This is a genomic window from Methylobacterium sp. 4-46, assembly GCF_000019365.1.
GTDB lineage: Bacteria > Pseudomonadota > Alphaproteobacteria > Rhizobiales > Beijerinckiaceae > Methylobacterium.
The window spans coordinates 3,453,672-3,473,509 of sequence record NC_010511.1 but is presented as its reverse complement, the minus strand read 5'-3'; the positions used below and the strand labels follow the sequence as shown (position 1 = coordinate 3,473,509).

Here is a 19,838-nt window from a genome sequence, read left to right as displayed (position 1 = left end):
CCCCGGCCGCTCACCTGCACCTCGGTCGCCGGCCTCCGCCCGCGGCTCCAACCGCGGATTTCGAGAGAGTCGGAGAGACCTATGGCGTGCGGCCCGGCGGCAGGATCATTGCCGTGTCTGGGTCTGAAACGTCGCCCTCCTGCTGCTGCTCGATCCTGAGTTTCGCCGCGATCTCCGGCGTCTTGCCGTTCGCGAGATCGCGCTCGGCCGCCACCTGCGCGTCGCGGGCCTGCTCGGCATTCATCTCACCCCGTACGACCGCCTGCGCGAGGTTGAGGGACAGGATGGTTTCGGCTTCACTGGCGCCGAAGGCGGTGAGCGTGCCCCGGGTCCGGTCGGGAATGACGCTGCCGTTGAACGTCGCCACCGCGCTGTAGAGGTTCAGCGGCACCTTGTAGGGCAGGCTCTGCTCCAGCACGTCCTGGTGCTTGATCGGGAAGTCGTGCTCCGCCCCGACCTTGTGCACGACCGTGCGGATCCACGGGCCGTTCCGGTGCCAGATCAGCAGGGTCGCGGTCTGCTCCTGGGGTGGGCCGTACTTCGCCACGATCGCGTCCGCGGCCGCCCGTGAGGCTGCGGGCCAGTCCTTCGCCGGCCGCTCCTCGGCGCCAACCCGTCCCGCCGCCACGGCGAGGGCCAGCGCGGCAATGAGATGGACGCGCTTTGGAGACCGCATCGACGCTCCCTCCCGCCAAGTCCAGACCGGGGGCGCGGCTCTGACGAACGATGCCCGCCACCCGATCGCCTTGCCTCGAAACTGCACCAGATACAGGCAGGCGAGACCACAATGGTTCCAGGGAGACGCCCCATGGCCCACCAGATGTCTCTCACTGTGAACGGGCGCGCTGCGCCCGTGAGCGTCGATGACCCGGACACGCCGCTGCTCTACGTGCTCCGGGACGACCTTGGCCTGCACGGACCGCGGTTCGGCTGCGGGCTCGGCCAATGCGGGGCCTGCACGGTCCACGTCGACGGGCGAGCCGTGCGGTCCTGCATCACTCCGGTGTCGAGCCTCAAGCCCGAGGCCAGGATCGTCACCCTCGAGGGGCTCGGCTCGCCGGAGACGCCGCATCCGGTGCAGGCCGCCTTCATCGCCGAGCAGGCCGCGCAGTGCGGCTACTGCATCAACGGCATGATCATGCAGTCGGCAGCCCTGCTGAACCAGAACCGCAAGCCCGACGAGGCCGCGATCCGGCAGGCCCTGGCGGGCAATCTCTGCCGCTGCGGCAGCCACCTGCGGATCGTGCGCGCGGTCCAGCGCGCTGCCCAGTCGCTCTGAGGGAGGCCGTCATGAACGCACCCGTGTTCTCGCGCCGTGCCCTGTTGCAGGGTGGCGCGCTCGTGGTCGGCTTCTCCCTCGCGGGCCGCTCCGCGCTGGCGCAGACCGCTGCCTCGGTCGCTACGAATGGCTTCTCGAAAGCCATCGCGCCGGACCAGGTCGACAGCTTCCTGGCACTCGGGCGCGACGGTCGGGCGACGATCTTCTCCGGCAAGGTCGATCTCGGCACCGGGATCGAGACCGCGATGGCGCAGATCGCCGCCGAGGAGCTCGACCTGCCGCTCGACCACGTCACCGTCGTGCAGGGCGATACCGCGCTCACCCCCGACCAGGGACCAACCTACGGCAGCCTCTCGATCCAGAAGGGCGGCGTCGAGATCCGGCACGCTGCGGCCACTGCCCGCGCTCGCCTCGTCCAGCTCGCGAGCGAGCGGCTCGGTGCACCGGTCGACGCGCTGGTGACCGAGAACGGCGGTGTGAGGCCGAAGGCGGGAGGCACCGGCGTCTCCTACGCGGACCTCCTGAAGGACGGGCGCTTCGAGACCAAAGTCGACCCGGCCATCACCACGAAGGACCCGGCGCACTTCGCGCTCGTCGGCAAGTCGGTGCCGCGGCTCGACATCCCCGAGAAGATGACCGGCCGCTTCACCTACATGCAGGATTTCCGCGTGCCCGGCATGGTGCACGCCCGCGTGGTCCGTCCGCCGGCGATCGGGGCGACGCTCGAGGGCGTCGATGACGGCTCCGTGGCGGACATCCCGGGGCTGATCGAGGTCGTGCGCCGGGGCAGCTTCCTGGCCGTCGTCGCGGAACGCGAGTGGGCGGCCATCAAAGCAGCCCGTCAGCTCAAGGCCACGTGGTCCGCCTGGGAGGGCCTGCCCGCGCAGGATCGGCTCTGGGAGCACGTGCGCGCCACGAAAGTGACCAAGGACGACGTCACCAGCAGCACGGGCGACGCGGAGGCTGCGCTCGCCAGCGCGTCCAAGGTGCTCCAGGCGACCTACGACTTTGCCATCCACACGCACGGCTCGATCGGCCCCTCCTGCGCCGTGGCCGAGTTCAAGGAAGGGTTGCTGACCTGCTGGACCGCCTCGCAGATGACGCATGCGCTGCGCATGCAGCTCGCAGCGATGACCGGGCTCGCGCCGGAGGCGGTGCGCTGCATCTACGTCGAGGGTTCGGGCTGCTACGGCCGCAACGGGCACGAGGACGCGGCCGGGGACGCGGCGCTGCTCGCGCGGGCCGTCGGCCGGCCGGTGCGGGTGCAGTGGTCGCGGGCGGACGAGCATGGCTGGGATCCCAAAGGTCCGCCGACCCTGATCGATCTCAAGGCCGGGCTCGACGCGGCGGGCAACGTTGCCGCGTGGTCCTCACAGTTCCACGTGCCGGAAGGGGCTGCCGGCAATGTGCCGCTGGTGGCCGCGACCCTGGCGGGCCTGCCGCACGAGACCACGATGGCGCCGGGCAACGTCATTCAGAACTCGGCGCTGCCCTACGGCTTTCCGAACGTGCGCACGGTGTGTCACCGGCTCGCCGACACGCCGTTCCGCCCCTCCTGGATCCGCACGCCGGGGCGGATGCAGAACACCTTCGCCAACGAGGCCTTTCTGGACGAGTGCGCGGCGGCGGCCGGCGCCGATCCGCTGGACTACCGGTTGCGCGCCCTGAAGGACCCCCGCGGCATCGCGGTGCTCAGGCGCGTGGCCGAGCTGGCCGGCTGGCAGGCGCGGCCCTCGCCTGCGAAGGAGGACGCCAAGGCCGAGGTGTTGCGCGGCCGCGGGCTCTCCTACGTGCGCTACGAGCTCAACCGCACCTACGTGGCGGGCGTGGCCGAGGTCGAGGTCGACCGCAAGACGGGTCAGGTGCGGGTGCCGCGCTTCTTCGTGGCCCAGGATTGCGGTCAGATCATCAACCCGGACGGTGTGCGCAACCAGCTCGACGGCAACGTCATTCAGACGGTGAGCCGAGTGCTGATGGAGGAGATCACCTTCGACCGGAGCGCCGTCACGAGTCTGGACTGGGCGAGCTACCCGATCCTCAGCTTCCCGGACGTGCCGCAGGTGGTGGCCGACTTGATCGATCGGCCGACCGAGAAGCCGTGGGGCGCGGGCGAGCCGTCCGCAGCGATCGTGCCGGCGGCGATCTCGAACGCGATCTTCGACGCGACGGGCGCTCGGCTGCGGTCAGTGCCGTTCTCGCCGGCCAAGGTGAAAGCGGCCCTGCAGGGAACCTGACGCCAGGGGATCGGTGCCGGGAGAACAGGTGTCCGGACAACTCTCGGATCCGGACACTCCCGACCCGCCTCACGAGGGGCCGCTTGGGGTCCCTCTCGCCCGTTTGCGCCCGGTTCGTCCGACGTCGCCTGCAGGCTCTCGCGGTTCTGCGGAGCGGGCGCGGCCGGCGATGTCGACGCTGCGGCGCGGAGGAGCGAAGCCACGGCCCACCTCGACCTCCGTTCTCGGCGGTCGAGCAGGTGTTGCCTGGCCGCGGGCGCGCTTCGGAGCCGATCCATGTCCTGAGCGAGAGCCGGCAGCCGGGCCGGGGGACGCGGTCAGAACACGGCGTGATCGCCGCGCTCGGCCTCGGCCTCGCCCCGGAGCAGGCGCGCGTAGTAGTCGAACAGCGTCTCGGACCCGGTGCTGGGCGTCGCCGCCGCGTCGTACCGGCCCGAGGCGGGATCCAGAACGAGCATCGACTCCGTGGCGTAGTAGCGCCCGATCCGCGCGAGCTCGGCCTTGTCGGCCAGCGAGGGGATCACGCGGCCGCACGCGGACAGCCCGCCGACAACGGCGTCCAGCAGAACCACCGGAACGTGCCGGAAGCGCGGGGATTGGCCGAGCAGGGCGAACAGCGCCTCGCCCTGCTGCCGGGGCGTGATCGCCTCGCCCGGTCCGCCGATCGGGAGCACGCGGTTGCGCCGCTCGCGCTCCTCGACGCACTCGGCGAGGTAGCGGGCGAGATCGTCGTCGCTGATCGGCTTGCAGGCGGTGAGCGCGCCGTCGCCGAACAGCAGCCACGGCCTGCCCCGCCTGACGCGCTCGACCTGCCCGGAGAGCGACTTGAAGAAGGCGGTGGGTCTGACGATCGTGTAGTCGGTCCCCGAGGCGATCAGGGCGCGCTCGAAGGCCAGCTTGGCCTGCTGAAACGCGAGCAGCGGCTTCTGGACGCAGATCGCCGAGAGCAGGACCATGTGCCCGATGCCGGACGCCCCGGCCGCGGCCAGCAGCGCCAGATGGGCGTCGTGGTCGATCGCCCAGGCGTCGCGAGGGCGCCCGGTGCGCGAGGCCAGGCACGAGACCAGCGTGTCGAAGGGCTCGCCGCGCAGGCCGTCATGCGCGAGCGAGGCGGGATCGGTCACGTTGCCGAACCGGACGGCGGCGCCCGCGGGCAGCCCGAGGCGCACGGCAGCATCCGACCCGGGCGACCGGCCGGGGCGGGGCCTGACGAAGCAGACCACGTCGTGACCGCGCGCCGCGAGAGCCCGCGCGGTGGCGCGACCGATCGTGCCCGTCGCGCCGACGAGGAAGACCCGCCGCCCGCGATGGCCGGAGGACGCTTGAGCCATAATTGCCCCCACGATTGCCGCCGCCACCATAACGCCGTCCGGCACCGCCGCGGGCCGCCACGTTCCGGGTCTCAGGCGGCGAGCAGCGGGAACGTGACCCCGAGGTCCCAGGCGAAGGCGACCGCGTTGGTGAGCCCGCCGTGCCCCGTCCGGCGGCAGGCCCAGGTGCCGAGCACCCCGTAGATCAGGAACGGGACCACGATCGCCGGGTCGAGGACGGCGCGATCATCGCGCAGCGTGTCGAGTTCGCGCAGCCGCCGCCGTACGGCCGCGTGCGCGTCGTCGGGCAACGCCTGCCGCCCCGGCCAAGCCCGGCCGACCCGACTGAACGGATCGGCGTGCGGGCACGGCGGCACGCGGTGGGCGTGCCGCATCGCCTGGGTCTCGTTTTGCGCCGCGCGCGATGGCGGAGACCTGATTGCGCGGCGCCACGAGCCGGCGCAGCCGCTCGGTCGCCGCGTCCGGCGTCCAGACCTCCGCACCTCGTGCTCCCGGTGCCTCTGTCCCGGATGGTCGCACCATACGCCAGGACCTGCGTCCCGGCCGAACCGCGGCACCGCCATCGTCACACCGGTTACGAACCCGCTGGCGTGCCCCAACGGCGAGATCAAATGCCGGGCCGAGGTGGCCGGCACTTTCGCAGCGAGGCCGCCATCGCCCGCCCCGTCGGCGCAATCCTGCTCGAACAGAACGACGAAGGGCCGTCCAGCGCGCCCGCTCCATCTCCCTGGAACGCATCGCCCCGATCAGCGATGACCCCCTCGTCAACCTGCCGACCCCGGCAGCTTGATCAGACCGGCCCCAACCGGTGACCGTGGTGGCCGCGCCGCAGCGACGCCACGCCAGGGGACACGATCCATGGCCGTCCCCCGCTCCCTTCGCCAGGCAGGGCAAGTGTCGCGGATCCAGGGCAGTGCCGGTGCTTGTGCCGCGGACGCGAGTGTCGTTCCTGCGCGTTCCTCAAGTGGGTTACCGACCAGGTTCGCTTAAACCACAAGTCGAGCCTTCAGGAGCAGCCATGCGGGCGTACTGAGAAGGGTCTATTTGTGCTTTTGGTAGAGCTCGATCAATCTCTCGCATGATCCAGCGTTTGAGGCGAAGCTTCTGGGATCGCGTCATCTCCGACTCCTCGCAGAGATCTGATGATCAGACCTGATGGTTAACAAGTGGTTAACCATGACAGGCTGGTGGGCGGCATGAATGGAGGAGTTCTGCTTATTGCTCAGCTTACTGCCCGGACAATCATCGTCGTCGTGCGATCGGAGGCCCTGGTCAGGAACGACCGGATCGGCCCTTCGTGCGGCGCCCGCCCGGGATCGCCGACACGCGCTTCGCCTCTGCCTGGCTGTTCGAGGCCGTGCGGCCCGCCATGGGTGAGGACGTCGCCCTCGTTCTGCCGCGCGTCTGCACGCAAGCCATGGACCGCGCCCTGGCCGGCTTCGCCGTCGCCGTTCCGCATCGGTGAGACCAGTGCGCGACTCTGGGGAGCCATCATTCCCGGTATCTTTTCAGAGAAGGAAGGCGCAAGACGCCGTGTTTCGAGCGCCTCGCGCACAGGTCTCATCCGTCGCCTGGGAGAGCTGCATCGAGACACGCGCGTCCGGATCGCTACGGCCGCAACTGGTCTGAGGTCGGCATGCCAGCCTGTGCACCTTCCGTCAGACACGCGAGCGACGCGCCGCGACACGCTCGGGCCATCGCCGTGTGCAGGGTCCGTCCCTCGTCGAGGCCTGCGGCCAGAATGCCGACGAAGGTGTCGCCCGCCCCCGTCGTGTCGACCGGCCGGACTGCTACGGCAGCCGCGGCATGCTGCGAGCCACCCGGCTCGACCGCCAGTGCTCCCTCGGCTCCCGCGGTCACCACACAGGTGAGCGGTCCAGCGAGCGCGAGCGTGGCGGCCGCTTGGCTCAGGGCGCCTTGGCTCAGTGCGCCATCCGGCGGCCCGAGCAGTCGGCTCGCTGCGCGCGCCTCGTGCTCGTTCACGACGAGCACGTCCGTCGCCGCGAGAAGCGCGCGCAATTCGACGGGAGACAGGGTTTCCGGCACGGGTGCGAGGTTCCAGATGACGCGCCCTCCCACGGCGCGGACCCGTTGCGCGGCGGATAGCGAGGCCGCGACGGGAACTTCCATCTGGAGGACGAGCGTCGCGCCGGGCACCAGCATCGCCTCGGGCAGGGCGGAGGCGGTCAGGGCCGCGTTGGCTCCGCTCGCCACCGTAATCGCGTTCTCGGCGGCCGCATCGACCGTGATGAAGGCGCACCCCGTCGGCTCCGCGCCTTGAGCGACACACGCGACGGCCACGCCGTTCGCGGCCAAGTTTTCGCGGCACATCCGGCCGAAGGGATCGTCGCCGACGCACCCGATCATGGCGACCCGCCCCGGCTCCGAGACGCGCGCGGCAGCCACCGCTTGGTTCGCCCCCTTGCCACCAAACAGCGTCGCGTAGCGCGGCGCCAGCACCGTCTCCCCAGGGCGGGGGATCGCGGCGACGCGCGCGACGAGATCGACGTTGATCGAGCCGAACACGAGGATCACCGATGCGTCCTCCGCGCGCGTCAACCTTCCGCGTCCATGGCGTGCAACTTCTCGACCCGACGGCGGAAATCCGCGTCGGTGGAGAACTCGGCCGTGAGATAGGCGGCGATCAGGTCCTTGGCGAGCCAAGGCCCCACGATCTGGGCGCCGATGCACATCACGTTGACGTCGTCGTGCTCGACGCACTGATGCGCGGAGTGGACGTCGTGGCACACGGCGGCCCGGATGCCCTTCATCTTGTTCGCCGCGATCGAGGCGCCGACGCCGGTCCCGCAGACCATCAGGCCGCGGTCAGCCTCGCCGGAGGTCACCTTGCGGGCGACCTCGCGCGCGATGTCGGGGAAGTCGACGGGATGCTCGTCGAACGAGCCGACGTCGATGAGCTCATGGCCCAGCGAGCGCACGTGGTCGATCACCGCTCCCTTGAGCATCCAGCCGGCGTGGTCCGATCCGATCACGAGTCGCATGTCACTTCGCTCCGTTGATGGCTGACCGCGGCGGGATTGCCGCCGCGATCGGAAAAGCGTGGCGGTTGTCGCGCTTCACGAGCCGCGCAGCTCGGGCGGCAGCTCCGAGCCGTGGAACTTCTTGTAGATCGCGTTGAGCTTGCCGTTCTTCAGGTTCGTCTCGATCCACGCGTTGAGCTTTTCGACGAACCGCGGCTCACCCTTGCGCACGCCCATCGCGAGGTCGAACGTCGTAATCGGCACCTTTGGCTCGTAGACGCGCGACGGGTTCTTCACGCCGATCTGGTTGACGATCGTGGCCGAGGTGGCGATGCAATCCGCCTGCCCCGACACCGCCGCCGTGACCATCGTCGCATCATCGTCGTAGCGCGCCAGCCGGAGGTCGCGATCCTTCATGTTGGTGAGCGTGGTGTCCTGCGTCGTGCCGCGCGAGACCGCGATCGTCTTGCCCTTCAGGTCGGGCCAGCTCTTTGCCTCGACCGACTTGAGGCAGCCGACCACGGATTGCAGCGCCGCGTAGGGCTTGGTGAAGTCGATCACCTTCGCGCGCTCGGGCGTGACGGAGAGCGTGGAGATGATCAGATCCGCCTTGTTCGTCTGCACGTTCGGGATGCGGGTCGCCCCCGTCGTCTGCACGAATTCGAGTTCGAGGCCGAGGTCCTTGGCGAGGAGCTGTGCGGTTTCGACGTCCGAGCCGGTCGGCTTCAGATTCGCGTCGATCATGCCGGATGGCGGTATCGCGAGATCGGTGGCGACGCGGATCTTCTTGGCACTCAGCACGTCGTCGAGAAGGTCGGCATGCGCCGCGAATGGCATCGCAACGAACGCGGTAGCCGCGAGCAGCGCGGCGAGGATCGGGCGTCTCATGATCGTCTCCCTCCGTGGTTCTGAGTGTTGGCTCACAGACCGGAGCCCACGAACTGCATGAGCTCCGGGGTCGTCGGCGATGCGAGGATCGTGGCGGGACCCCGCTCGTGAACGCGCCCCCGATGCATGAACACGACCTCGTCGGCGATGCCGCGCGCGAACCCCATCTCGTGCGTGACCATGACCATGGTCATCCCGGATGCGGCCAGTCCTTCGATGACCTTGAGGACCTCGCCCGTGAGCTCCGGATCGAGGGCTGAGGTCACCTCATCGAACAGCATGACCTTCGGCTGCATGGCGAGCGAGCGGGCGATCGCGGCTCGCTGCTGCTGCCCACCGGACAGCTGCTCCGGATAGGCCTGCAGCTTGTCAGCGAGGCCGACCCGCGCGAGCACCTCGGCAGCGAGCGCGCGGGCCTCCGCGCGCGGTGTGCCCTTCACCGAAGTTGGTGCGAGGGTGATGTTCTCCTCGATGGTGAGGTGCGGGAACAGGTTGTAGCTCTGGAAGACGATGCCGACGTCCTGGCGCAGCGCCCGGAGATCGAGGCCGGGATCGTCGACGCGATGACCGCAGACGCGGATCTCGCCGCGATCGATGGTTTCGAAGCGGTCGATGCAGCGCAGCGCCGTCGACTTGCCCGAACCCGAGCGGCCGATGATCGCCGTCACCGTACCGCGCGGCACCTCGAACGAGACGCCGTCGAGCACCTTGAGGGTGCCGAAGCTCTTGTGGACGTCGCGCAGGGTGACGACGGGCGCCGGCGTCTGACCTGCTGGGGTATCGGGCATGGCGCGCGGCATCTCCATCAGGCCGGCATCAGGGTGGTGCGGCCGCGCGCGCCTCGCCTCTCGAGTCGCTGGCTGAGCCGCGACAGGGGAAAGCACATGGCGAAGTACACGGCCGCGATGATTGCGTAGATCAGAAAGGGTTCGAACAGGGAATTATTGATGATCTGGCCCGCGCGAGCCAATTCGACGAAGCCGACCACTGAGGCGAGCGAGGTGTTCTTCACAATCTGCACCATGAAGCCGACGGTTGGCGGGGTCGCGATGCGCACGGCCTGGGGCAGGATGACCTTCGTCATGCGCTGGGCGCGCGAGAGGGCGAGTCCCTCGGCCGCTTCCCATTGCGGGCGCGGCACGGACTGGATGGCACCGCGCCAGATCTCGCCGAGGTAGGCCCCGACGTAGATCGTCAGCGAGGCGCCGGCCGCGGTGAGCGGCGACACCCTCAGACCCAGCGGCGGCAGGCCGAAGAAGGTCAGGAACATGATGACGAGGAGCGGCGTGCCTTGGATGAGCTGGACGTAGGCGCCGCTGGCGAAGCGCACCGCGCGCAGAGCCGAGATGCGGCACAGGGCGATGACGAAGCCGAGCGCGCCGCCGCCGACGAGGGCGATGAGCGACAATCCGATCGTCCAGAGCGCACCCTGGCCGAGGAAGAGCAGGTGGTTCGCGTTGAGGGAGCCGGACATCTCAGCACCTCACAGCGGGGTACCGAGGCGTCGCCGCCGCGGGAACAGGACGAGACCCAGCCCCCAGAAGCCCGCACGCATGATGAAGGAGAGCGCGACGTAGATCAGCGCCACCACGATGTAGGTCTCGAAGGCCCGGTACGTGTCGGACTGGATGTAGTTCGCCACCGCCGTCAGTTCCTCGGCCGAGATCTGCGAGGTCACGGAGGAGGCGAGCATCAGGAGCACGAACTGGCTCGTGAGCGAGGGATAGACCCGCTCGATCGCGGGTAGCAGCACGACGTGCCGATAGATCTGCGCGCGCGACAGGGCGAGACCCTCCGCCGCCTCGATCTGGCCGCGGGGGATCGCGTCGAGCCCGGCGCGCACGATCTCGGTGGTGTAGGCGCCGACGTTGATGGTGAGTGCGAGCGCGGCGACGGTTAGGGCCGAGAAGCGGAAGCCGAGACTCGCGAGGCCGAAGTAGACGAGGAAGATCTGGACGAGGAGCGGCGTGTTGCGGATCGCTTCGACGTAGACCTCGCAGAGGCGGCGCAATGCCGCGTGCCGGCTCCTGCGGCCGATCGCCGTGATCCCGCCGAGCGCGCCGCCGACTGCCGTCGCAATGCCGGAGAGTTCAAGGGTGAGCAGCGCACCGTCGAGGAAGCTCGGCCACCGTTCGAGGACGGCGCCGAAGTCGAGGTCGAGGGACACCGGCCGCGATCCCGTGCCTCAGCCTGCCGCCCGACCGGTCATGCGGTCGTAGACGCGGAACAGCGCCTGGTTGCCGTTCGCGCCCTCGCCGTGGGCGCGCGCCTCCACGTACTGGCTCGTCACGAGCGCGGTCGCCGGCAGGGGGACGTCGAGGGCACCGGCTTGCTCGAGGACGAGGCGCAGGTCTTTGAGCATGAGGTCGATGCGGAAGCCCGCGGAGGCATCGCCCGCGATCATCTGAGGCCCGAGCCGGTCAAGCATCCAGGAGGCCGCGGAGCCGCCGAGCAGCACGTGCCGCAGCTGTTCGAGATCGACGCCCGACGCGCGCGCGAGCGCCAGCGCCTCGCAGATCGCCTGGATGGTGATGCCGCAGATGAGCTGGTTGCACAGCTTGACCGCTTGGCCCGCACCGGCGTTCCCGACGTGGGTGATCGTGGTGCCCATGGCGCGGAAGAACCGCCCGGCCCTCGCGAAGGCTTCGGCCTCGCCGCCGACCATGATCGAGAGAGCCGCGTTCTTCGCGCCCACCGGGCCGCCGGAGACCGGCGCGTCGAGGAAGGCGATGCCGACCGCCGCGAGATCCGCCGCCATGCGCCGGACGGCGACGGGCGAGATCGTGCTCATATCGACGATCAGTCGACCGGCCGGGGGGGCCTTGAGAAGGCCCTGCTCCCCGTAGACCACCGCCTCGACGTGAGGCGTGTCGGGCAGCATGGTGATCGCGAGGTCCGCGCCCCGCGCCGCGTCGGCCGGGCTCGTCGCCGTGACGGCTCCGTCGCTCGCGAGCTCCGCCACGGCCTCGGCACGCACGTCGTAGGCCTGCACGGCGTGGCCGGCCTTGAGCAGGTTGCGGACCATCTCGCGCCCCATCGTGCCGAGCCCGATGAAGCCGACGCAGCCCGCCTTGTCGTTCTCCCTCACGTCCGCGTCCCCCCTTCAGCCGGCCCTCGCGGCGCTCACGTGCGCGGAGGCGGCCAGTGCTGCCTGCCGTCGCAAGCCGTCCCCGATCGCGAAGTGCTCGCGCAGAACCGCGTCCGCCCGCGCCGGGTCTCGGGCGGCGATGGCGTCGAAGATCCGGCGGTGGTCCTCAATGAGGTAGGACCGCATGGGTTCGACGACCTGCACGAGGCGGCGCCGGTCGACGTGCGAGCGCATCAGGACATGCGCCATGGAGTCGTGCAGCACGCCGAGGGTGCTGGAGCCTCCCGCGGCCACGATCGCGCGATGAAAGGCGTAGTCGGCCGCGCCGCCTGCCTCGGGGTCGTCGATGGTCTCGACGATTCGCTGCAGCGCCCGCTGCAGGCGCTCGAGGTCCGAGACGGTCGCGTTCTGACACGCGAGCCGGATCGATTGGCATTCGACGGCGATGCGCGCCTGCATGACGTCGTCCGCGAGCCCGTCCTGCTGGGCGAGCGCGAAGGCGAAGAAGTCGTTGAGGACGGTGACGTCTGGCTTGCGGACGATGGTCCCCATGCGCTCCCGGATTTCCACGATGCCGAGCGCGGTGAGTGCGCGCAGCGCCTCGCGGACGATCGGTCGACTGACGCCCAGCTGAGCGGCCAGTTCGCGCTCCGGGATCAAGCGATCGCCGGGGCGCAGGGCACCGGCCAGCAGCCGCTCGCGCAGGAACGCGAAGACGACTTCGAAGCCGGACCGACCCTCATTGGGGCGAGCAATTTCCATCCCGTCGCATCGTTATATGACGTTGGTCATACCAGTAGTTGACCAGGGATGGCCCGTCAAGCCGGCTGGCGGGCACAGGAGCAGCCCGCGATTGATCCGGGATCCGCCTGATCGAAGCCGGTCCCGGATCGCGAGCCTGCGCGGCGCCTGAGCGCGGCGCCTGAGCGAAGCCGACATCCGCATGGCCGAAATCGGAGATGGCGAAGCAATCGATCGGATGTCGGATGATCTGTATTCCCGGGTCTTCACCGGCTCCGCTGCCGCGTGACGGGCCGCAATTCCCGCTGCCCTGCGCCCCTTCGGCGATCTGCATCCAAGTTTGCGGTAGGCCGCTCGACGGCACTCTACTGTCACGCCTGCAAGCCTACCATGTTAGTTTCCGACGTTAACCGTCCATTAACTATGCGCTCGCACAGTATGAAGCCGAGTTTAGCGCGAACGGCACATCGGCGCCTGCATTTAGCACCGACCCCATGATACGTTCCCATGGGTCAGAATAGACTGTACGTGAACTTAGCCTTCCAGCAATGCAGTTCTCATGAATGCTGAGAGCTCCTCGGGAGAGCGGCTGTGCATGTGATCCTAATCGCAGCTCAGAAGGGCGGGGCTGGCAAGAGCACGCTTGCCGTGCATCTGAGCGCCCTCGCTGAGCGTGACGGTAGAGCGCTCCTCGTCGATACCGATCCACAGGGCTCCCTCTCCATGTGGCACGGGCGACGATCGGCCGGAACGCTTCGCCTGACCCGCGCCAGTGCACAGGCCGTCCCGGAGGTTCTCTGCACAGCTCGCCGCGAGGGCATTCGCTGGGCCGTGATCGACAGCCCGCCTCACAATACTTCCCTGGTCTCTGCTCTCATGAGCCGGGCAACGCTGACGCTGATCCCGGTGCGACCCGGCCCGTTCGATCTCGACGCGGTCGGCGCGACGCTCGCGATGGCGCGCAGCCTCAAAGCACCGATGGCCTGCGTGATCAACGCGGCTCCACCACCCGGACGCGGAGAGCGGCAGACGAGCGCCGTGGCGGAGACGCGCGCCGTCCTGACCAACATGGGAGCGCCTGTTCTCCCGGGGCAGGTCTCCCAACGGGCGAGCCTGTCGCATGCCCTCATCTCCGGCCAGTCCGTCGACGAGTACGATCCGGACGGCCGCGCGGCGGCGGAGATCGCCGCGGTGTGGTCGACCGTGTCCGAGCTCGCCCGCTCCTTTCCCCGCCACGCTTGAGGCGTCATCCCCCATGGCAAAGCCAACGCGTCCCTCGTTGATGGGCCTTTCACCGGAGAAGGGCTCGAAGCCGCAGCCGATCGTGGGGGTCTCCGCGACGGAACTCCGGCAGGGCCCCGTGGTCGACCGGAGTTGTGAAAGTCTCGCAGCGGATCCTGACAAGTTCTCATCGGAACGGGATGGCGCGCAGATTCATCTGAATCGTGCCGGCTGGTCGGAGTTGAGTCAGCTGGCGCAGGATCTCAATGTACCGTTTCGAGATCTGATGGGCGAGGCGCTCAATGACGTTCTCATCAAGCATCAGCGACCGCCGGTCGTGGAAGCTAAGCCGCCCGGCCACGAGCTGGCGTCCGATTTCACCGTGATGATCGGCGCTTCTCTGGTGCCTCTTGCATGGCCCCTGCTGGTCAGCGCTTGGTGCTGGCAACAGGCCATGACCCTGCCCCTCCTGGCCATGGGCGGAGGCAAGGGGTACCGGCAGCTCCGGTGAGGCGCGCCACAAAGGCCACGAGGCGATCCCCGACGTCGCGGGGGCGGGTCCATGGGCGAGCGACTCACGGCCGGCTGGCCCGGCCGTATTGCTGCCGGTTATGGTTGAGCAGAAGCGGGAAACCCTGCGGCGCCTCTCATCGTGACCTGCCACGATCGGACGGCGTCCCGGGCTCGACGTCGGCCCCTCGGAATCCGAGACCTTCTCGACGGCGGTCCGTTCAGCGAGGCAGGCGGCGCCGGCCTCATCGGGCTTCGCGGCCGCGCGCCGGACCGGGCTGTCCCAAACCAACCCGCTCGGGCCACTCAACCGCGGGGTCGCGAGCTCTCTGCCCCGACGCGGTCCCGCCGCGCCGATCGTGGCAGAGCCGCCGAATGCGCGACGCGCGCTCCAACCGCTTCAAGCAACTTCGGCTTCGAACCGGTCGAGCATCTCGACAAAATTCGGGATATCCAGCACGAACCAAGCATTCATTTCCGATCGATGACCTTCATCGTGTTTCTCCACCGCTGTGCCGTGAATGGAGAAATACCTCCCCCCGCGCTGACTGGTGAGATCCCAGAAGAAATCGTCCGGCATGAACTCCGAGGCGAGCGCAAGAAGGCCGACTCCGTCGCGTGCGAAGGCAACGTTCGTCAACGCGGCACCGAGGTTTCCCACGATATGCGTACAATTTGCGAAAATCTCGAGTTGCTCATAGAAAGTGTGATTCTCAGGATAAACGATCCTGTATCCACGCGACGTGAGGATCGCAGCGATCTCGTCCTCGTTGACGATGCGGCGCGAATTTCCCTTGTTTCGAGAGACGTACACCTTGGTCGGCTGGGCGCCGGACACCCCGATGCGCTCCATGTGCTTGACGGCGAGCGACCGCAAAAATCTCGCCGAGTAAGGGTGGAAAACAAATGGATGGCTGGAGATCGGCGTCACATAGATCAGTTTGTCGACCGACAGGGGGGCGCCAGACACCTGGAGGATGTTTTCGTTCGTCGCGCCACATAGGACGAGCGACTGCCGCATCACGCTCGCCATTGCGTCCGACCAAGCGGTGATGAGCAGCTTGCAGCTGTCCAGCGGCATGCGCTCCGCCAGCAGGCCGACCCTGGGCAGGGTTTCGACAAGCCAATGGCCGTAATTGGTATCCCAGCGCTGCTTGACGGCAACGATGTTCTCGCCGCTCAGATGCTCGACCTGATCGTGGTCCAGCATCGCGTAGCGGTCGCCGTGCAGCTTCTTGATGTAGGGAAGACGCGGAACGTCCCGCTCGTTCATCAAGCTCTCGACCACCAGGCGGCCGGCGCGATCGACGATGATGCCTTCGCCGAAGATGATGGCGTTGCTCACGGTGCCGATCTGGCCCGCCGGGGGATGCTCGACCTTTCCGACGCGCTCCAGCAGCCGCTCGGTCATCCAAGCCAGCCGGGTTTGGACAACCGGGTCCGTGCGCGTGTACGGCTTGCTCTCGAGCGCTTCCACGACGCCGTCGCCGATCTCCGCGAACGGTTTGGCGTGCAGGATCACCGGCGCGTTCTTCGGCTTGTCGGTGCGCCTCAGGGTGATGTTCGACCTCTCGAAGATCACGGCATCGAGCGCCTTCGTGACGATCTCGTCGTCGAACTGCCGGATCCTCGGCTCTCTGGCCGTCAAGCTGGTCCCGAGGTCTCGCGCGACGTCGATGATGCCCGTGATCCCCGCCTCGCTCAGGCGCGGCGTTTCCGCTGTCGAGGCGAACGCGCTCTCGAAGACGAAGGATCCGCCCGGCGCCAACGCGGGGAACAGGTATTCCAGTGCGATCAGCTGATCCTCGACCACGTGCCGGTCGTTCTCCAGAATGAGGTCGAACGGGCCGTACGCGTGAAGGCTGCAGAGGTAAGCCGGATCGCGGCAATCGCCGCGCGTCAGGAGGAGGCGCGGATGATCGGCGAGCTCGAGGTCCGGGATCTCGCGCTCCGGACCGACGCTGACGACGATCAATCCTGTTTCGATGAACTCCGCCAGCGCGCGCGCGCCGGTGATCTCCAACAACGAGAGATCGAGAATCTTGATCGGGCGCGAAAGTTTCGGGCGCAATAATGCTTCGTAGCGCCGCAGATAGTCGTGAACGTTGGACGCCCGAAGAGTGCCGAGACGAAGTCCGATCTGATCGAGCGACTCGCGTCGAGACGCGGCAAGGTTCACATCTTCCATTACCGTCCGCTCTTGCTCTTCTGGACCCGAGGAGTTGCTTCGACCGTCCGGGAGCCGCAGCGGGCCCAGAAGCGCCGCCGCCTCGGCGGCGGCGCGTCACTCCGGGGCCTCAGAAGCTCTTCTTGTTGATGATTGCGGTGCGACGGGCGAACTCCACCGACTCAATCTCTTGGTAATGGCTATACAAAAAGTTGTCGAAGATCTCGGAAGGGCCGGCAACGTCGTGCGTGCAGATCAGATGGGACAGACGGCTCAGATACTCGAATCCGCTTACCTGCGAAAAACCTTGATAATCTTTTTTCATATGATCGGAGCTGGTGTGAATGTCCTCGACGATGTAGCGTCCGCCGGCCGGGACGAAAGGCAGCAGGATGTTCAATGTTTGAATTTGGTGATCCCAGCGATGCGAGCCGTCGTCGATCACGATGCGAGGAGGTCCGAATTCGTTGATAACGCTGAACAAAAACTTCACACTTGACTGATCGCCGATGCGCATTTTGATCCGACCCGCTTCCGCCGCCTGGGTCGCCGGATTGATGTCGAGGCCAACGATCGTCGCGTTCGGGAAAAACTCCTCCCACATTCGAACCGAGGCGCCCTGATAGACCCCGATCTCGAACAGGGTGAAAGACTCCTCTCTTAAGTGTGCAAGTCTCTTTTCATAGAAATTCAGATAATCGTGAACATTGCTGGCCTTGTCTGTTCCATGTTTGAGACCGATTTCATTCAAGCTTAACATCAGCGAGTCTCCAACGGAACAGCACTTGTCAAGAGAGCGGGTGCGCAACTCATCTGCCGCGTCGCCGCCGCATTCGCCCCAGGCACACCAGTGCGGACCGGCTATATGACGACCTGAGGAGGTGTCAAGGGATCGGGGAATCCGTCATCGGACCGGCGACGGCTCGCCGAGGGATCGACGTTCGGAGCGCGGCCGCGGGACCGGCCCGCACGGCGTGCGCCCCGCCGCGCGCGGTTCGCGGCCGGCCGGCGGGATGCACTCGCGGCTACCCGGCTCGCGCGCCGCGATCCGGTCGGCGCACGAGGCCGCCGCCCTGGACGGCCCCAGGACCCGGGCGGCACCGCTCCGAGAAACCGGCCGGAGCCGCGACGGCGCCCGCGGCCCGTCGCCCAGGGGCTGCGCCGAGGGGCTGCAGGGCCTGCATCGGGCGCTAGCGCGGGCCGCTCGACCGGGCTGACCCCCCTCGATCGTGGTCAGCGTTGTGCGCTCGTGCTCACGGGTCTCCGGCGCGGCCGGGCCGGCCGGTCAGGCCTCCCTCATGCCCTCGCCCTGTCGTCGTTCGCCATTTCTTCGCAGATGAGCTCGAGCTGCCGGCGGGCCGCCTCCGTGTCGCCGGGCGCGCCGGCCGGGGATGCGGCGGACGGGCTCGGGAGCGGGCGGGAGAGGGCCGCTGCCGGCACGGGCGACCGGAAGCTGTGCATGCTGCCGAGGTAGTGCCTCCTGAAGAGGTTCATCACCGTCGCCACGCCCTCCTCCGTCACCGTTCGCAGGTCTTGAGCGAAGAAGCGTCCGCGGGCCTGCGGCCCCATGATGATCTCGTATGACGGGAAGTAATCCACCTCGGCATGTGCGGCGGCCACCTCCTCCGCGGCCACGCGAAGAACCGATTTCGAATAGGTGGTGGCGGTCAGCACGTGGCCGCCGTTCGCCGTCGCGACGAGTGGAACCGGGGAGACCGTGAGCAACACCTTGGCTCGCTTGTTCACGCTCCTGAGCGCGGCGATGAAGCTCGTGAGGTCGTCGACGACCTCGCGCATCGTGAAATTGTGAAAGCGATACTTGGCTGGCTCGAACGTTCCGGCAATCGTTCCGGGGCAGGACGGGAACACGCTCCCGTCGAGCAGTGAGACCCAGGATTCCGTCAGCCCGAGCGTGAATATCAGGACGTCGAGTTCCTCGAACATGCGACGGACGGCGGCGAGGTGCTTGGCCACGTCGCGCTCGAGTTCGCGGCGGCTGGCGAAGCCTTCCGGGATGCCGGGACGGAATGGATCGGCGAAGCCGCGCTCCGTCGGCCAAGCGCTCTCAAGCGGCGCGAATTGCCCATGGGCGCGCAGGAAAAGCTGATAGAGCTGTCGTGCCGTGTAGACGTTGCCGTAACGGGCCGTGTACTGGTGATAGTGAAAATCGGTTGCATAGGCACCGACCTCCGGGTGGCACTCCTCGGTCGTGTAGCGCGGAATGCCGACGTCCTGCAGATAGCGGGCGATATGCTGGGCAAAGCAGCTCCCGGCGGTGGCCACGCGAGAGAAGCGATCGATCGTGAAGCTCGGCGCGACGACCGGGTCGACGTTGTCGACCTCCACGACCGCGCGGTGCCAGAAACTGTGATCGGGGGCGGTCCGGTAGGGATGGGTCATTGGGCTGAGCCGTACACCGCGTCGAGTTGGGCAGCCATGCGTGAGCCGAACCATTCATTGGCGTGCATGACGTCGTTGGCGATCGCCTTCTCCGACATATAGCCCCGCTCGTTCAGCACCTCGGGCGGCAACGGCAGGAACTCGATGCCGTTGGCGAGGCAGGCGTCCGCGACGACGCGCGAGTGGATCCGCCACAGCTTGTAGCGCAAGATGGGACGCGAGACGCCCCAGGCCTGGATGCCGCCCGCCGCCCAGCCCGCATGCGCAATGATGTGATCGTTGTCCTCGATCGGCGGCGGTGACTCGAGATAAGTGATCGGCACCGAACACCGTGCACGGATCAGCTCCACACCGAGCACGATGTGCCTGATTTCGGCCCGCATCTTGCGCATGATCTCCGCATGCGGGATCATCAGCGCGCCCTCGATTTCCTCCAGATCCGGCTGTTCGGGCAGGGTGACATCGAAGTGCACGGGCCTGTTGCTGATGCACAGGGACAGGTAATCGCTGCCGGAAATCGTCAGTGCCAGCCGGTCCGCGTGGATCCCCTGTGCCATCCACGCGTCGAGATCGGCATTGAGCGTGTAGTCGGTCCATCCACCGTCGATGGGGTCGACGATCCGCGCGTCGGGCCTGAAGTCCGCGATCGGCTTGAAGATGTACTCGTTCTTCGTCGATTCAGGGCCAGCTCGGTCAACTGCATGCTTCATAGGAAACATGTGGCTGCCGCCGAGGATCAGAATGGAGTAGCGCGACATCCGGTCATCCAACAATTGCAGTGGCGAGATGCCACCCGGCTCGCCGAACGGCCGGTTAGCTTCGTTGCTTGCAAAGAAGCTCAATCAAAAGCGCTCGAACCATTGGCCCGAGTCTCGGGACGGCCGCGGATCGGGCAGCTTCATACGTCCAACACTCCGCTTTGGCAACCTCAGCCGGGGCCTGCGGTCGCGCGCGGCGGAGGTGCGGGTGCCGGCACTCGCCTGGAAGTTGGTGCGCGC

At 67.7% G+C, this 19,838-nt stretch carries 20 protein-coding genes and 1 pseudogene; 6 read left to right on the top strand and 15 right to left on the bottom strand.

Features of this window, described 5'->3' with window-relative positions:
* Positions 1 to 79: 79 nt before the first annotated feature.
* Positions 80 to 676: a hypothetical protein gene (locus M446_RS15020; protein WP_012332945.1), complete on the bottom strand. Its 597-nt coding sequence runs from the start codon at positions 674 to 676 to the stop codon at positions 80 to 82.
* A 132-nt stretch (positions 677 to 808) separates the two neighbouring features.
* Between M446_RS15020 and M446_RS15015 the strand changes: the two genes are divergently transcribed.
* Complete coding sequence (locus M446_RS15015; RefSeq protein ID WP_012332944.1) at positions 809 to 1,279, top strand: (2Fe-2S)-binding protein; 471 nt, start codon at positions 809 to 811, stop codon at positions 1,277 to 1,279.
* A gap of 11 nt (positions 1,280 to 1,290) precedes the next feature.
* Positions 1,291 to 3,513, top strand: a complete 2,223-nt coding sequence (locus tag M446_RS15010) for a xanthine dehydrogenase family protein molybdopterin-binding subunit (protein WP_043701277.1) — start codon at positions 1,291 to 1,293, stop codon at positions 3,511 to 3,513.
* Between the two features lie 317 nt (positions 3,514 to 3,830).
* Here M446_RS15010 and M446_RS15005 read toward each other — a convergent pair whose 3' ends face one another.
* Entirely contained in the window at positions 3,831 to 4,844 is a 1,014-nt protein-coding gene (locus tag M446_RS15005) for an NAD(P)H-binding protein (RefSeq protein WP_012332942.1), read from the bottom strand.
* Positions 4,845 to 4,915: 71 nt separating this feature from the next.
* A complete protein-coding gene (locus M446_RS38940; RefSeq protein ID WP_043701274.1) occupies positions 4,916 to 5,218 on the bottom strand; it encodes a hypothetical protein in 303 nt (100 codons plus the stop codon).
* A 202-nt stretch (positions 5,219 to 5,420) separates the two neighbouring features.
* Between M446_RS38940 and M446_RS37230 the strand changes: the two are divergent.
* Together M446_RS37230 and M446_RS38160 are read left to right on the top strand one after the other, a co-directional pair.
* Positions 5,421 to 5,634 (top strand): annotated as a pseudogene (locus M446_RS37230) (IS256 family transposase); the annotation flags it as partial.
* A 507-nt stretch (positions 5,635 to 6,141) separates the two neighbouring features.
* On the top strand, positions 6,142 to 6,309 hold the full coding sequence (locus M446_RS38160; protein ID WP_168169158.1) for a hypothetical protein: 168 nt from the start codon (positions 6,142 to 6,144) through the stop codon (positions 6,307 to 6,309).
* A gap of 143 nt (positions 6,310 to 6,452) precedes the next feature.
* Here M446_RS38160 and M446_RS14995 read toward each other — a convergent pair whose 3' ends face one another.
* The 8 genes from M446_RS14995 to M446_RS14960 form a co-directional block, all read right to left on the bottom strand.
* A complete protein-coding gene (locus M446_RS14995) occupies positions 6,453 to 7,379 on the bottom strand; it encodes a ribokinase (protein WP_012332941.1) in 927 nt (308 codons plus the stop codon).
* Between the two features lie 20 nt (positions 7,380 to 7,399).
* A complete protein-coding gene (gene rpiB / locus M446_RS14990) occupies positions 7,400 to 7,846 on the bottom strand; it encodes a ribose 5-phosphate isomerase B (protein ID WP_012332940.1) in 447 nt (148 codons plus the stop codon).
* Between the two features lie 75 nt (positions 7,847 to 7,921).
* Positions 7,922 to 8,662: a transporter substrate-binding domain-containing protein gene (locus tag M446_RS14985; protein ID WP_085984495.1), complete on the bottom strand. Its 741-nt coding sequence runs from the start codon at positions 8,660 to 8,662 to the stop codon at positions 7,922 to 7,924.
* 83 nt (positions 8,663 to 8,745) lie between these two features.
* Entirely contained in the window at positions 8,746 to 9,519 is a 774-nt protein-coding gene (locus M446_RS14980; RefSeq protein WP_012332938.1) for an amino acid ABC transporter ATP-binding protein, read from the bottom strand.
* Entirely contained in the window at positions 9,519 to 10,187 is a 669-nt protein-coding gene (locus M446_RS14975; RefSeq protein WP_012332937.1) for an amino acid ABC transporter permease, read from the bottom strand. The genes M446_RS14980 and M446_RS14975 overlap by 1 nt, the downstream gene beginning before the upstream one ends.
* Before the next feature lie 9 nt (positions 10,188 to 10,196).
* A complete protein-coding gene (locus M446_RS14970) occupies positions 10,197 to 10,880 on the bottom strand; it encodes an amino acid ABC transporter permease (protein WP_012332936.1) in 684 nt (227 codons plus the stop codon).
* A gap of 18 nt (positions 10,881 to 10,898) precedes the next feature.
* On the bottom strand, positions 10,899 to 11,801 hold the full coding sequence (locus tag M446_RS14965) for an NAD(P)-dependent oxidoreductase (protein ID WP_012332935.1): 903 nt from the start codon (positions 11,799 to 11,801) through the stop codon (positions 10,899 to 10,901).
* A gap of 15 nt (positions 11,802 to 11,816) precedes the next feature.
* Positions 11,817 to 12,563 carry a FadR/GntR family transcriptional regulator gene (locus M446_RS14960; RefSeq protein WP_012332934.1) on the bottom strand — a complete coding sequence of 249 codons (747 nt, stop codon included), beginning with the start codon at positions 12,561 to 12,563 and terminating at the stop codon, positions 11,817 to 11,819.
* Between the two features lie 570 nt (positions 12,564 to 13,133).
* Between M446_RS14960 and M446_RS14955 the strand changes: the two genes are divergently transcribed.
* Complete coding sequence (locus M446_RS14955) at positions 13,134 to 13,784, top strand: ParA family protein (protein ID WP_012332933.1); 651 nt, start codon at positions 13,134 to 13,136, stop codon at positions 13,782 to 13,784.
* A 13-nt stretch (positions 13,785 to 13,797) separates the two neighbouring features.
* Positions 13,798 to 14,274: a hypothetical protein gene (locus tag M446_RS38935; protein ID WP_236728681.1), complete on the top strand. Its 477-nt coding sequence runs from the start codon at positions 13,798 to 13,800 to the stop codon at positions 14,272 to 14,274.
* A gap of 399 nt (positions 14,275 to 14,673) precedes the next feature.
* Here M446_RS38935 and M446_RS14945 read toward each other — a convergent pair whose 3' ends face one another.
* The 4 genes from M446_RS14945 to M446_RS14930 form a co-directional block, all read right to left on the bottom strand.
* Positions 14,674 to 16,461, bottom strand: a complete 1,788-nt coding sequence (locus M446_RS14945) for a glycosyltransferase family 61 protein (protein ID WP_012332931.1) — start codon at positions 16,459 to 16,461, stop codon at positions 14,674 to 14,676.
* A 109-nt stretch (positions 16,462 to 16,570) separates the two neighbouring features.
* Positions 16,571 to 17,200 carry a class I SAM-dependent methyltransferase gene (locus M446_RS14940; RefSeq protein WP_012332930.1) on the bottom strand — a complete coding sequence of 210 codons (630 nt, stop codon included), beginning with the start codon at positions 17,198 to 17,200 and terminating at the stop codon, positions 16,571 to 16,573.
* Between the two features lie 536 nt (positions 17,201 to 17,736).
* Entirely contained in the window at positions 17,737 to 18,840 is a 1,104-nt protein-coding gene (locus M446_RS14935; protein WP_012332929.1) for a GSCFA domain-containing protein, read from the bottom strand.
* Positions 18,837 to 19,682 carry a hypothetical protein gene (locus M446_RS14930; RefSeq protein WP_236728682.1) on the bottom strand — a complete coding sequence of 282 codons (846 nt, stop codon included), beginning with the start codon at positions 19,680 to 19,682 and terminating at the stop codon, positions 18,837 to 18,839. The genes M446_RS14935 and M446_RS14930 overlap by 4 nt, the downstream gene beginning before the upstream one ends.
* Positions 19,683 to 19,838 lie beyond the last annotated feature (156 nt).